This window comes from Neobacillus notoginsengisoli, assembly GCF_003515685.1.
In the GTDB taxonomy this organism is placed as follows: Bacteria; Bacillota; Bacilli; order Bacillales; family Cytobacillaceae; genus Bacillus_D; species Bacillus_D notoginsengisoli.
Map to the genome: position 1 here is coordinate 12,654 of NZ_QWEG01000008.1, position 14,404 is coordinate 27,057.

Here is a 14,404-nt window from a genome sequence, read left to right on the forward strand (position 1 = left end):
CTACTCGGATTCCCGCTCCGCTACCCCAAGATAATCGGTTAAAGACGTCACTTCAATTTCACGCCCGTTTTTACTGTACACGGTCATAGCCCCCTCGCGCGTAACGGCTTTCCAGCCGGCGAGCTTAATCCTGAGGAGGTATGTAAAGGGCAGGCCATTTTCCTCTGAAGCATGGGACCAGTCATAGGTCGTGACCATGTTCTTTTCGGTGGCCACCTTTGCAAACCGCGGAACAGGGAAACCTTCAAACTTTTCGGGATTTTCATATGGCAGAAAAATAAACGAATAGAGGAGGATCGTGGCAACGGCAACAAGCACCAGAGGTTTCTTCACGGATTTTCGACTTATGTTCATCCCCTCCCGCAACAGGTTTTCTCTCCTAATTTTACCACAAAAAATATAACTTCATGCCTGATTTTTAGAATTTTCCAACAAATATGCGTGCTCTAAAAAGTATGAATGTCCTTCTTAATGGCTATGATGAGATGTAGATTTTGGAAACTATTTTGCCAAATGGGGCTGAGGCGAAAATGCAAACGGAAATAAAGAATAAAGTAAGTACAAGTCTTGAGGCGAATGCGGACTTTTTGAAAAGAGAGCTTGGGGTTGAAAAAAACTTCGATGTCATTCACCTTGAAGTGGAATATGCCGGCCGTAAAATGGCGCTATTCATGATTGATGGACTCGTCAAGGACGATATGCTCCATTTGCTCCTGAAATTCATGGCGAACCTGAAACAGGAGCAGCTCAAGGACGTAACCATCAAAGAAATGATGAAAGCATACATTCCTTATATTGAACTCGAATCGACAGCGGATCTTGACAAGGCCGCTGATACGGTTCTCGCCGGCCCGACTGCGCTCGTCGTGGACGGCGAATCGGAAATCATTTTAATCGATGCCCGGACGTATCCGGTTAGGGGACCTGAGGAGCCTGATACGGAGCGGGTTGTCCGCGGCTCGCGTGATGGCTTTGTTGAAACGATTGTTTTTAACACGGCCCTGATTAGAAGGCGTGTCCGCGACAGGACTCTTCGGATGGAATACATCCAGGCCGGCCGCCGCTCGAAAACCGATATGATTGTCTGTTACATAGAAGATATTGCCGACAATGATTTGGTTTCGCGCATAAAGGATAAATTGTCCGCCATTGATACCGACGGTCTGCCGATGGCCGAGAAAACGGTTGAGGAGTTCATTACCGGGAAACACTGGAACCCGTTTCCCGCCGTCCGTTATACGGAGCGGCCGGACACCGCCGCGGTCCATTTATATGAAGGCCATGTGTGCGTCCTCGTCGACGGCTCGCCGAGTGTCATCATTACCCCGACAACGTATTGGGACCATCTCCAGCACGCCGAAGAATACCGGAACAAACCGGTTGTTGGCGCCTACTTAAGGATGGTTCGATTTGTGGCGGTGTGGGCCTCGCTGTTTTTGCTGCCGCTTTGGTACTTGCTCGTGATCGATCCGAGCCTCGTTCCTGGGAACATGAAATTCATCGGGCCGAATGATCCCGGCAAAATTCCTTTGTTCCTCCAGTTTTTTATGGTGGAAATAGGGATTGATATGCTGCGGATGGCGGCCATCCATACGCCGACTTCGCTTGCGACAGCGCTTGGGCTTGTCGCAGCTTTGATGATTGGGCAGGTCGCCGTTGAAGTTGGTCTTCTGACGAACGAAGTCATCCTTTACTTGGCGCTGGCCGCAATCGGAACGTTTGCCACACCAAGCTATGAGCTGAGCCTCGCCAACAGGCTTATTCGCCTGTTTTTACTCATCACGACATCTCTGTTCCATACGCTCGGGCTCGTCGTCGGCTTCGCACTCGTCATCCTTTTTTTAGCGCGGATGAAAAGCTTCGGCGTTCCGTATCTATGGCCGTTCCTTCCTTTTGAGGCAAGGGCTTTCAAGGACGTGGTGTTCCGGTCGCCGATCCCGCTTAAGCACAGAAGGCCGAAAATCCTGCAGCCAAAGGATCCGGACCGGTAGAAAAGGAGAAGCCCATTCCTGTCTAAATAACTTTATAATATGGGATTGCGAATGGGTTTCCTGGCCAAAAAGGCGATCGCGACAGAGAATTGCGGGAATGGTGCTTAGCTGTCGCGCAAGGCTTGGATTTGCGGCAGCTATCCCTCAAAACGAGGCTCCCCGATAGATGAGACTACTCCCTTCCAAAATGAGTGTGATAAACTGGGATTATCAGCCAGATTCGCTCGAACAATTGGAAAAGGGAGGCCGGGAAAATATGATTCATCCAGCACTCAAGCTGCCAAAGGAACTAGAGGTTTACAGAAGCGAAATTGATAAGACTGTAAAGCCGTGCGTCAGGATTACGACTGAAAAAGGGGAAACCTCGCTTACTCAAAGCAAATTTGGAGGGCAGCCCTACATGCCGAAAGAGTGCACACATCCAAAAGATGAGCATAATCATTACATGGCGTTGTTCGCCCAGATCAATTTCAGTGAAGTACCGCATATTGAGGCAATGCCTAAAACCGGCATTCTTCAATTTTATTTGTCGCCGGTTGATGATATGTACGGCCTTGACTTTGATGATCCTTATTCGCAAAAGAACTTTCGGATTGTCTTCCATGAAAAGGTTGTTGAAGAGTCTGAGCTTATAACGGATTTTTCCTACATCCCAGACCTTGGGGACGACTATGAATCTATTGTAGAAGAAGGAAGGATGAAGTTTGAGCTCATTGCGTCGCCCGTTTCTAATGGTGATTTCCGCTTTGAAGAGTTGCTTGATGCAGATCTCTCCAAGCCTATTAATCATAAAAAATATGAGGATTTATTGGAATTATATACTGAGGAACTCGCGGCGGAAGGCCACCGGATTGGCGGTTATCCGTATTTTACTCAAATGGATCCACGCGAGAAAGGGGACCCCGAAATCCTTCTCTTCCAGGCGGACACGGACGATGAAATCGGCCTCATGTTCGGTGACTGTGGCGTTGCCAATTTCTTCATAAGAGAAGAGGATTTACGAAATCGAAACTTTCAAAACGTGCTATATAACTGGGATTGCTGCTGAAATCCCACAGCGAAAACAAACGAAACCCGCACGTGTGGCCTGGTCCGAAAAATGAATGATTCAGCCGCCGTGCGGGTTGTCCGCTTTTGCCCAAAAAGGCATTTAATCTTCTACAAACGGGAACATCAGCACCTTCTTCGATTCGCAGTACTGCAACCGCGGCTCACCGGACAAAGCAACAGGGCTCATCGAATTAATGGACACGACTGCCTCGCCATCGGAAACGTCCCAGGGCAGATGGTGGATATCGCCTCGCAGCACCTTGCCGTCCCGTACCGTAAACAGGCAGTAGCGCTCGACCAGCCAGTGCTCCAGCGTCCCAGGCCTTGTCAAACTGGCACCCGATACAGGCCGGAAGGTGATGTCGAACCGGCCGAAGCCGTCCTCCGCATTTATCCGCTCATTCGTAAACCGGAAGCCCTTTTTCCTTTTAGCAAAAATGGGGATACGCTCTCGGGACATATTCTTATTTTCCATGTTTGCGGACGCGCCAGGTTCGTCGGGCTCCACTTCTTCAAACTTCATCTCCGCATGTTTATAGGGCAGCCCTAACAGCCCGTTCGCCGCGAACACAGCTGGCGCCAGGTTTGCGTCTAGAGAAAAGAACCAGATGCCCTGCTTGCCGTTCCGTTTTACATACGTCCTGGCGTTGAGCTCGAGATACTCATTCAGCATCGGGATTTCCGGAAGAAGCCGGAAACGCTGGTGCTTCACCTGAAAAGGGGAAATCGAAATCCATGCCGAGCCATCCCATGTATCAAGCTCCAACTCAGCAGGCACGTGTTGCCTGACAAGTTCAGCGTCAACCGGCCAGTGAAGAAACAACAGGTTCTCCCATGTCTGGGTCATCAGCCACGGCGCATCCGGCAAAGGATAGGGCCTGTGTCCGGTCTCCTTAAGCAAATCTTCCATTGATAGACCTCCGTTCATAGCTATTCTCAGAATCACTCTTTTTCTATCCATACCCTGCATTCATGTAGTCCACCCCTGCGGGAGAGGTTTTTTTATTCAGCGGAGAATATGCATTTTCCCATTTTATCGGTTATGATAGAATAGTAAATTACATATAGAAAACGGGAGGAAATATGAGAGAATTAGACGAGGCTTTATATCAATATTTACTTTCCCATTCAGAGAATATGACAGAAGAATGGCTCAGCCGCCGCGATTCAAAGGCTGGTTCACTTTACTCAAGCGACGCTTCCCCTGAGCTTGTCAGGAAGCTCCGTGACCAAAATGCGCTTTTTAATGAAAAAATTACAGAAGTTTTCATAGAGGATGAAGAGACGTTCAAGAAAGGAATCATTCCGTGGACGCGGGCTGTTTCCGAGGACAGGGCAAACTCGAATGTTCCGCTTTACTATGTCCTTGAACAATTCGGGGTCTTCAGAAGCGTCATCATGCATTTCATCGAAAGATTTGCCAGGGAGCAACATGACTCTGTCGGCATCGAGTGTGTATTCAGATGGACGAATAAAATCAATTTTGCCTTTGAGATGGTGATTGATCTATTCTCAAGACACTTCTATGAAATAAACAATGACATCATTTCAGAAAAAGAAAAAATCATTTCCGAGCTGAGTTCGCCGGTCATTCCGGTCACGAAAGGCACCGGCGTCCTGCCGCTCATCGGCGAAATTGATCTCGACCGCGCGACAGCGATTATGGAGTCTGTCCTGACTCAAAGCACAGCGATGCGGCTTAGCCAGCTTGTGATCGACCTGTCTGGCGTGCCGGCTATGGATACGGCTGTTGCCTGCCAGTTATCAAAGCTGATTAAAGGGCTCAATCTGATTGGCATCAACGCGACACTTTCCGGCATCAGGCCAGAGGTCGCTCAGGCTGCCGTCGCGCTTGGCATTACTTTTGATAACACTGATTTTGAGACAGACCTGGCTGCCGCACTGGAAAAAATCCACTGGCAAAACTGACGGTTCACAGATGAAAGAGGGGTGTAAAAGGTGATTCAATATTTATCTGCTTTCTTCCTGCCGGGGCTGGCAGTCATGCTTTTCGCCCGGGTCACCTATAACCGGGTCATCGGGCTCGCCCTGACCGTCGCCCTGATTGCCGCATCTGCTTACAAAGGCTACACCGATAGCTGGGGGCTGATCATCGTCGACGCCTTCTCGCTCACGGTCGGCTTCTGGGGAGCATCAAAGCTGATGCCGAAGCCGCCGGAGAAAAGTACGTGAATGTCCATCGATAGTTCGTATCAACTGCCCGACCGGAAACCATTCCGGCGGGCTTTATTTTTGGCGAAATTTAATCCGTACTCGGGAATTCCACTCGTTTATATCGCTGATTGCTAGCTTTATCCGTAAAATGTGTGGCGTTATCCGGAAACTTTGTGACGTTATCCGGACTTTTTTCATTTTATCCGGAATTCAAAGACTTTCACTCCCACTCCACGTTGTTTCGCCAGAAAGATGGTTAGAATAGACAAAACAGGAGCGAAAACCCTAAAACTTTATCGAATATTTGTTCGTATATTATTGGTTTGTAAGATATGCTTTGTGGTAGAATGTTCATATGAGATTTTCGGACAATCGTGTGACTGTTATTTTGCAAAAAAGCGTATGTAAACTGTGGCCGTGGACTTTACGAAGTATTTAAGTTTCATTTAATTGGAGGTTCAGCACATGAAGAACCAATTCGAATTAGTATCCAAATATACACCCCAAGGAGACCAGCCGACAGCGATTACCCAGCTGGTCGATGGCATATATAAGAAAAAGCGCATTCAGACATTGCTCGGCGCGACAGGGACAGGAAAGACGTTTACTGTTTCTAATGTGATTAAGGAAGTGAACAAGCCCACACTTGTCATCGCCCACAACAAGACACTGGCCGGCCAGCTCTACAGTGAGTTCAAGGAATTCTTTCCTAACAATGCTGTCGAGTATTTCGTCAGCTACTACGACTATTACCAGCCGGAAGCCTATGTGCCTTCAACGGATACCTTTATTGAAAAAGACGCGAGCATCAACGACGAGATAGACAAACTGCGCCACTCGGCGACGTCAGCTCTTTTTGAAAGGCGCGATGTGATTATCATTGCGTCTGTTTCGTGCATCTACGGCTTAGGTTCGCCTGAAGAATATAGGGAAATGGTGCTCAGCCTCAGGACTGGAATGGAGATTGAGCGCAATAAGCTGCTTCATAAGCTTGTCGACATTCAGTACGCCCGTAACGATATCGATTTCAAGCGCGGGACGTTCAGAGTGCGCGGCGATGTCGTCGAGATTTTTCCTGTGTCAAAAGATGAACATTGCATCAGGGTTGAATTTTTCGGTGATGAAGTTGAGCGGATTCGCGAGGTGGATGCGCTGACCGGCGAAATTATTGGTGAGCGAAACCATGTCGCGATTTTCCCGGCTTCCCACTTCGTCACGAGGGAAGCGAAGCTTAGGATTGCGATTGAAAATATTGAAAAAGAACTAGAGGAGCGGTTAGAGGAGCTCCGTGCCGAGGAAAAACTGCTCGAAGCACAACGGCTTGAGCAGCGGACCCGCTATGACCTCGAAATGATGAGGGAAATGGGCTTTTGCTCAGGCATTGAAAACTATTCCCGCCATTTGACATTAAGGCCTCCTGGGTCGACGCCGTACACGCTTCTCGATTATTTTCCGGATGACTTCCTGATCGTCGCCGACGAGTCCCATGTTACACTGCCGCAAATCAGGGGTATGTTTAATGGGGACAAGGCGCGCAAGCAGGTGCTGGTTGACCACGGCTTCCGACTGCCGTCGGCGCTTGATAACCGCCCGCTGACTTTCGAGGAATTCGAGCAGCATATTAACCAGCTGATTGCCGTTTCGGCGACTCCTGGGCCGTATGAGCTTGAGCATACACCGGAAATGGTCGAGCAAATCATCCGCCCAACCGGCCTTCTCGATCCGACGATTGATGTTCGTCCGATTGAAGGCCAGATTGATGACCTGATTGGGGAAATCAACGAGCGGGTCAAGCGGAACGAGCGTGTGCTTGTTACGACGCTGACGAAGAAAATGTCCGAAGACCTGACCGATTACTTGAAAGAAATCGGCATCAAGGTCAATTATCTCCATTCAGAGGTAAAGACACTGGAACGGATTGAAATCATCCGTGAACTGCGGCTTGGCAAATACGATGTGCTTGTCGGAATCAACCTTCTCCGTGAAGGGCTCGATCTTCCGGAAGTGTCGCTTGTCGCCATTCTGGATGCCGACAAGGAAGGCTTCCTCCGTTCCGAACGCTCGCTGATCCAGACGATTGGACGCGCTGCCAGGAACGAACGGGGCCATGTCATTATGTATGCGGATAGAATAACGAATTCGATGCAGATTGCCATTGAAGAAACGAAGCGCCGCCGCGCCATCCAGGAAGAATACAACGAAAAGCACGGCATCACGCCGAAGACAATCCAAAAGGAAATTCGTGATTCAATCCGGGCGACCCAGGCCGCCGAGGATACAGAAACATATTCACCAGCGCAATCACTCAGCAAGCTGGCCAAAAAGGACCGCGAGCTTGTTATCGCGAATATGGAAAAAGAAATGAAGGAAGCCGCACGGGCGCTGGACTTCGAGCGCGCCGCCGAGCTTCGTGACCTGATATTAGAGCTGAAAGCGGAAGGATGACTGCAACATGGCGATGGATAAACTGATTGTAAAAGGCGCCAGAGCCCATAATCTTAAAAATATCGATGTCACCATTCCGAGAGACAAACTTGTCGTACTGACGGGACTTTCCGGATCCGGAAAGTCTTCGCTAGCTTTCGATACGATTTATGCGGAAGGGCAGCGCCGTTATGTTGAGTCGCTGTCCGCCTATGCCCGCCAGTTCCTTGGGCAAATGGACAAGCCGGACGTCGATGCAATCGAGGGCCTTTCACCGGCGATATCGATTGACCAGAAAACGACGAGCCGGAACCCGCGTTCGACAGTTGGAACGGTTACCGAAATCTATGATTATTTGAGGCTTCTTTTTGCCAGGGTGGGCCGGCCTGTCTGCCCGAACCACGGAATTGAAATCACCTCACAGACCATTGAGCAAATGGTTGACCGGATCCTCGAATACCCGGAAAGGACGAGGCTGCAGATTCTTGCGCCGGTTGTGTCCGGGAGGAAAGGAACACATGTCCAGGTTCTTGATGATATTAAGAAACAGGGATTTGTGCGCGTCCGGGTGAACGGGGAAATGCTCGACCTAAGCGATGAGATTACGCTTGAAAAAAATAAGAAACACTCGATTGATGTCGTTGTCGACCGCGTCGTTGTCAAGGAAGGCGTCGCGGCCCGGCTTGCGGACTCGCTTGAAACCGCGCTGGGCCTTGGCGATGGAAAAGTGGTCATTGATGTGATCGGCGAAGAAGAGCTGCTGTTCAGCGAGCATCACGCCTGCCCGCTCTGCGGCTTTTCGATTGGCGAGCTGGAGCCGAGGATGTTTTCGTTCAACAGCCCGTTCGGGGCTTGCCCTGATTGTGACGGGCTTGGGGCGACGCTTGAAGTCGACCCGGATCTTGTCATACCAGATAAGGATCTAACCTTAAATGAGAATGCGATTGCCGCATGGGAATCTGTTTCCTCCCAATATTACCCGCAGCTGCTTAAGGCGGTCTGTAATCATTACGGCATTGAGATGGACGTTCCTGTAAAGAACCTGCCGAAAAGCAAACTGGACCGTATTTTGTACGGCTCTGAAGGGAAAAAGGTCTATTTCAAGTACCGCAATGACTTCGGACAAGTAAAGGAAGGATATATTGTTTTCGAAGGTGTGCTGCGAAATATTGAGCGCCGTTTTAAGGAAACTAGCTCGGACTGGATCCGGGAGCAGATGGAAAAATACATGTCCCAGCATGCATGCCCGACATGCAAGGGCTACAGGCTGAAGCGTGAAAGCCTTGCGGTACTCGTTTCCGGGAGACATGTCGGCGAATTAACCGAGTTATCCGTCGAGGAAGCACATGAATTTTTCGAGACGCTGAATTTAACTGAAAAAGAAATGAAAATTGCCAGGCTCGTCCTCAGGGAAATCGGTGAGCGCCTCGGTTTCTTAATCAATGTCGGCCTTGATTACCTGTCGCTGAGCCGGGCTGCCGGAACGCTTTCGGGCGGGGAAGCGCAGCGAATCAGGCTGGCGACCCAGATTGGCTCGCGTTTGACCGGGGTCCTTTATATCCTTGATGAGCCATCTATCGGACTTCATCAGCGCGACAATGACCGGCTGATTGGCACGCTGAAAAACATGCGCGATATCGGCAACACGCTGATTGTTGTTGAACATGATGAGGATACAATGCTTGCTGCCGACTATTTAATTGATATAGGCCCTGGTGCTGGCGTCCATGGCGGGGAAATTGTTTCAGCTGGAACACCGGAAGAAGTCATGAATGACTCAGCCTCATTGACAGGACAATATCTTTCCGGCAAAAAATTCATTCCGCTCCCAATCGAGCGCAGAAAACCGGATGGCCGCTTTATTGAAATAAAAGGCGCCTCTGAAAACAACCTGAAAAACGTTTCCGTCAAGTTCCCTCTCGGCGTGTTCATGGCCGTCACGGGTGTGTCGGGCTCTGGCAAAAGTACCCTCATTAATGAGATACTGCATAAATCGCTTGCTCAGAAGCTCCACCGGGCAAAAGCGAAGCCGGGGCGCTTTAAGAGCATCAAGGGTGTTGAAAACCTCGAGAAAGTCATCGACATCGACCAATCGCCAATCGGCCGGACACCGAGATCCAACCCGGCGACCTATACGGGCGTTTTCGATGACATCCGTGATGTTTTTGCCTCAACAAACGAAGCGAAAGTGCGCGGCTATAAAAAAGGCCGATTCTCCTTCAACGTGAAAGGCGGCCGCTGTGAAGCGTGCCGAGGCGATGGGATTATTAAAATTGAGATGCACTTCCTGCCAGACGTTTATGTGCCGTGCGAAGTATGCCACGGGAAACGCTACAACCGCGAAACGCTTGAAGTCAAATACAAAGGCAAAAATATTTCCGACATCCTCGACATGACCGTTGAAGATGCGGTTGAGTTTTTTGCCAACATCCCGAAAATCAGCCGAAAGCTTAAAACGATTGCCGATGTCGGCCTAGGATATATCAAGCTTGGCCAGCCGGCAACGACACTGTCCGGCGGGGAAGCGCAAAGGGTCAAGCTTGCTTCCGAGCTGCATAGGCGCTCAAATGGCAAGTCGTTCTATATTTTAGATGAGCCGACAACCGGGCTTCATGTCGATGACATCGCCAGGCTGCTGAACGTCTTGCAGCGGCTCGTCGAAAATGGCGATACCGTCCTGGTCATCGAGCATAACCTCGATGTCATCAAAGCCGCGGACTACATTGTCGACCTCGGTCCGGAAGGCGGGGACAAGGGCGGTACGATTGTGGCAACCGGGACGCCGGAGCAGATTGCCGAAGCTCCAGGATCCCATACCGGCCACTATCTGAAGCCAATCCTTGAGCGGGACCGCGATCGGATGCTAAAGCTGATTAAGGCGGAAGAAAAAGAAGTAGCTAAAGCAAAGTAAATAGTTCAAACGGAACGGGATTGCACTCTTAAAGGGGCGCAGTCCCGTTTTTATTTTCCGGCGTCACACGAAGAACTTTTTTGCAAAATTTTCGTCTATAAAAGAGAAGGGTTTTCTATAATTGTAACAATTCTGAAATTTATGTAAAATATATGTAAAAGATTTCAAACAGAGCTCGAGCAGTAAAGAAAGAGAATTCGGGCCAAAGGGGGAACAGCTTTGATCATAAAATATATTTTTAGACAGGGAATTCTATGGATAATCGTCATGGCCATCTTTTTGGCGCTGCTATTTTTGCCAAGGGATATTATTTTCCTGGAGCCGGGTTCGAAATACTCTTTAGAGTCAAAGTACGATTATTCGGTCGAAAAACATATAGCGCAATTCAAGGATTTTTTTACATATGTGAAAGAAAACAAGGGACTGGGCGAAGTCAGGGAAGGGCAATCCCGGGTCGACAGCATCTGGAATACGTTTATGAAGAGCATGAAAATCACGATTCCGGCTCTTATTATCGGCCTGTTTGGTGGGGTGGCAAAGGGTGTGTTCGATTATCGGATCCGGAACAGGAAAACGAAAATTTTTGGGGAAACACTCACTAGGTTTTTTATGTCAATTCCGGACTTGTTTCTCATCATTTTCATTCAAATCGCAATTATGACGGCCTACGGATGGGGCCTTTTGCCGTACATGAAGGTTTACGGAAGCGATACCCTCAGTACGACAATTCTGGGAATTATTTATCTTACCATTTATCCGGTTTTCTATATCGCGAACATAACCTTTTCGAGCATCCGCGATGAGCAGGCAATGGACTATATTAAGACCGCTTTTTCAAAAGGGACGTCTTCCCTCGAGGTTTTGTACCGACACGTTTTAAAGAATTGCTATCCAAAAATTCTCAGCCACACAAATACAATTACGCTCTATACACTTTCAAACCTGTTCATTGTCGAGAAATTGACAAATTTCCGTGGGGCGGCTTACTTTTTTTATGAGTCTGTCGCATCGCCGTATGCTTTTGCAGTCGGCCAAAGCCAGTTTCCAATCAATTTATTCAGTGCCGCGGGCTATATCTTCCTCTTCACAGCGGTCATTTTTCTATCAAAAGTAGCCAGCCAGATTGGAAAGAACATGCTGTATCCGCTTGAAAGGAATCAACTTTTATGAAGAAAAACTGGAGACTTTGGACAGGGGCTTTCTTTTTAATCTTGTTGGTGATTGTGGCTTTAGTAGGACCAACATGGCCATTTGTTGATACCGAACTAAAGGAACTAGGAGCGTTCAAAACGGAAGAGGGAAAATTTGTCCTTCCGCCTTTTCCGCCAATGGAGGGCTATCCGCTTGGCAGCAATCGTTACGGGGTAGACATTCTCAGCCTGCTCATTATGGGGGCGGGGGAAACGTTGAAAATTGTCCTGAGTGTAGTCGTGCTTCGATATGCTTTTGCGATTCCTTTGGCAGTAGCGGGTTTTTATTCGAAAGTCTTGGAAGGAATTATGCATGGCTGGCAGCAGCTTTTTTCATTCATGCCACCCATCTTTTTCGTTTCATTTTTCTCCGGCCTGCCATTCATCTTTTTCTCAGACTGGCGGCCGGTCTGGATGATTCTCGTCCTTGCCTTGCTTGAAACCGGCCGGGTAGCGGAAATTATCCATACCCACTTGCGTGATACTGAAAAACGCCCGTATATTGAGGCGGGAATTGTATCTGGCTGCTCGCCTTATCGATTATTTAGGAATTATTACCTGCCTGTTGTCATACCAAATATTATTGTACTGGTAATCAATGATATCGGCAGGGTTCTGTTTCTGTTGGCCCAAATGGGAGTTATCTATATTTTCATCAGTATGAAATTCATGATGAATGAATGGGGATCGGGGTATGAAGTAGTGAATACCTCCCCAACATGGCCCATGCTGTTCATGACGATTCTGGATGATGTACGGATATACAGGTGGGTTCCATTGTCGGCCATCGGTGCTATCGGACTGACGTTACTGTTCCTGAACTTGTTTGCCGGTGGAGTACAGCGTTATTTTGAAACGAAGCACAGAACCGTCAGGAATGATTTGTAAGCGGGTCAGATTCAATCTCGGCAGCAGGATTTTCATACGGCAGGAAAAAAAGCTGAAACTTTTTGCTTCACCCGTACGTAAAACAGAGATAGGAGGGGAAATGGTATGGATACAAAGAAAGTCCTGTCAGGTTTGTGTTATTTCAGTATCTTTTTCGCCCCGTTCCTGTTTCCAATCGTCGTTTATTTCGTGGCAGAAGATTCAGGTACGAAAAGCCATGCAAAAAGTGCTTTTTGGTCGCATCTGCTTCCATTCGCGGCAATTCCAATTGCGATGCTCGCTTTCTTTTTCAGCGCCTCCGCTGAATCGGCAGCCGGGCTGGCAGTAGCTTTTCTCGGGTTCGCGGCATACGGAATCCTATCTTTGGCCGTCGTCATCTGGAACCTCATTAAAGGGATTAAAGTGTTTCAGGAGAATTAATTTCGTGTCCCGAATGAAGCGTGGGGACGGTTCCGATGCCTCACTAAGAAAATGTAAGAATCGGCAATGTTATTGAAAACATGCTTGGGTGGCGGAGTCATTTTGCCAAAAAACTTTTGATCCAAAACGCAAAACTGTTCATCTATGAAATTGGATATGATAGTAGTAAAAAATGAAAGGGGAGTTTTATGTGAAGGAAGAACGGAAACGGATTTTAGAGATGGTTGAGCGTGGAAGCCTTTCTGCAACTGAGGCGATTACGCTGCTTGAGGAGTTGGAAAAGTCAACGCAGTCCGCCGGGCAAAAGGAGCAGGAGATCATCAACGAGCTTGCCGTGGTCGTCAATGAAGAAGAGGACAGGAAAACTGCTGGGGATGGGCCCTATAAAAGCAGTTCGCCAAAGGATAAACTGTTCGACTTGCTCGAAACGGCAATCAAGAAAATTAGGGAATTGGATCTCGATTTCAATTTCGGCCAATCGGTGGAAGTCTCGCATATTTTCCATCAGAACGCTGTCAGCCTGAAAGATATCGATGTGAGCATTGCCAATGGTTCAATCAAGCTTTTGCCATGGGACCAGCAGAATGTCCGCGCTGAAGTTCAGGCAAGGGTGTACCGCGTTGACAACCAGGATGAGGCCCGGAAGGAACTGCTGGATTCGGTTGTGTTCAATGTGGAAGATGACCGGCTACGCTTCATCGCCCAGCACAAATGGATGAAAGTGGACACCGTCCTGTATGTGCCGGATGCGGCGTATGAAAAAGTCCGCGCAAAGTTATTCAACGGCCCGGTTTCTGGTGAAAACCTGAAGATTGAAGATTTGAAGGCCAAGACTGGAAATGGCAAGGTTTCTTTCAAAAATGTCAACGGCAGGAAGCTGGAAGCCGAAACAGCAAATGGACATATTGAGGTAAACGGCTGTGAACTTGATAAGCTTGAGGTGGAAACAATCAACGGCGGGGTAAAGGTGGATGGTTCGATTCGGACTGCCGACCTTAGGACCTTTAACGGCGGAATCCGCTGCGAATTGCAAGGAGCTTCCGAATACATTACCGCGAAAACGACAACCGGCGGCATTGAGATTTACGTCCCGGAAGGAACCGCGATTGATGGTGAACTAAGATCCAATCTCGGCGGATTCGAGGTCGACTTAGACAGAATCCAGCTTCTCGAGGAAAAAAGCGAAATGATTCAGAAATTACTTCGCTTTAAAACCATCCAGGAAGCCAGCCAACCGGCAAAAATTATCGTTGAAACGAAAACAGGCGGAATTTCAATTAAAAAATCTATCCAAAACAAACAGCAGGAATTTGATATTTAAGTGAGTTTTACCACGCAGGGAAGGGTGATGCTTG

General features: G+C 48.5%; 12 protein-coding genes. 10 read left to right on the forward strand and 2 right to left on the reverse strand.

The window, feature by feature from the left end; translation table 11 throughout:
- On the reverse strand, positions 1-333 hold the full coding sequence (locus D1B31_RS13000; protein WP_158587537.1) for a hypothetical protein: 333 nt from the start codon (positions 331-333) through the stop codon (positions 1-3).
- Between the two features lie 197 nt (positions 334-530).
- Here D1B31_RS13000 and D1B31_RS13005 point away from each other — a divergent pair, with 197 nt between their 5' ends.
- Entirely contained in the window at positions 531-1,991 is a 1,461-nt protein-coding gene (locus D1B31_RS13005) for a spore germination protein (RefSeq protein WP_118921479.1), read from the forward strand.
- Between the two features lie 187 nt (positions 1,992-2,178).
- Positions 2,179-3,039 carry a YwqG family protein gene (locus D1B31_RS13010; RefSeq protein WP_240035257.1) on the forward strand — a complete coding sequence of 287 codons (861 nt, stop codon included), beginning with the start codon at positions 2,179-2,181 and terminating at the stop codon, positions 3,037-3,039.
- Positions 3,040-3,141: 102 nt separating this feature from the next.
- On the opposite strand, the gene D1B31_RS13015 is transcribed toward D1B31_RS13010, so the two are convergent.
- Positions 3,142-3,951, reverse strand: coding sequence for a YqjF family protein (locus D1B31_RS13015; RefSeq protein WP_158587538.1), 810 nt, complete (start codon positions 3,949-3,951; stop codon positions 3,142-3,144).
- 173 nt (positions 3,952-4,124) lie between these two features.
- Here D1B31_RS13015 and D1B31_RS13020 point away from each other — a divergent pair, with 173 nt between their 5' ends.
- The 8 genes from D1B31_RS13020 (at position 4,125) to D1B31_RS13055 (ending at position 14,370) form a co-directional block, all read left to right on the forward strand.
- Positions 4,125-4,970, forward strand: coding sequence for an STAS domain-containing protein (locus D1B31_RS13020; RefSeq protein ID WP_118921234.1), 846 nt, complete (start codon positions 4,125-4,127; stop codon positions 4,968-4,970).
- Positions 4,971-5,000: 30 nt separating this feature from the next.
- Entirely contained in the window at positions 5,001-5,234 is a 234-nt protein-coding gene (locus D1B31_RS13025; protein ID WP_118921235.1) for a CsbA family protein, read from the forward strand.
- A gap of 447 nt (positions 5,235-5,681) precedes the next feature.
- On the forward strand, positions 5,682-7,661 hold the full coding sequence (gene uvrB, locus D1B31_RS13030; RefSeq protein ID WP_118921236.1) for an excinuclease ABC subunit UvrB: 1,980 nt from the start codon (positions 5,682-5,684) through the stop codon (positions 7,659-7,661).
- A gap of 7 nt (positions 7,662-7,668) precedes the next feature.
- Positions 7,669-10,551: an excinuclease ABC subunit UvrA gene (uvrA, locus tag D1B31_RS13035; protein WP_118921237.1), complete on the forward strand. Its 2,883-nt coding sequence runs from the start codon at positions 7,669-7,671 to the stop codon at positions 10,549-10,551.
- 219 nt (positions 10,552-10,770) lie between these two features.
- Positions 10,771-11,721, forward strand: a complete 951-nt coding sequence (locus D1B31_RS13040; RefSeq protein ID WP_118921238.1) for an ABC transporter permease subunit — start codon at positions 10,771-10,773, stop codon at positions 11,719-11,721.
- Positions 11,718-12,629: an ABC transporter permease subunit gene (locus D1B31_RS13045; protein ID WP_118921239.1), complete on the forward strand. Its 912-nt coding sequence runs from the start codon at positions 11,718-11,720 to the stop codon at positions 12,627-12,629. The genes D1B31_RS13040 and D1B31_RS13045 overlap by 4 nt, the downstream gene beginning before the upstream one ends.
- Positions 12,630-12,734: 105 nt before the next feature.
- Positions 12,735-13,049 carry a magnetosome magnetite crystal formation protein family gene (locus tag D1B31_RS13050; RefSeq protein ID WP_118921240.1) on the forward strand — a complete coding sequence of 105 codons (315 nt, stop codon included), beginning with the start codon at positions 12,735-12,737 and terminating at the stop codon, positions 13,047-13,049.
- A gap of 190 nt (positions 13,050-13,239) precedes the next feature.
- The gene (locus D1B31_RS13055; RefSeq protein ID WP_118921241.1) at positions 13,240-14,370 is read left to right on the forward strand and encodes a DUF4097 family beta strand repeat-containing protein; all 1,131 of its coding nucleotides are present in this window, start codon (positions 13,240-13,242) and stop codon (positions 14,368-14,370) included.
- Positions 14,371-14,404 lie beyond the last annotated feature (34 nt).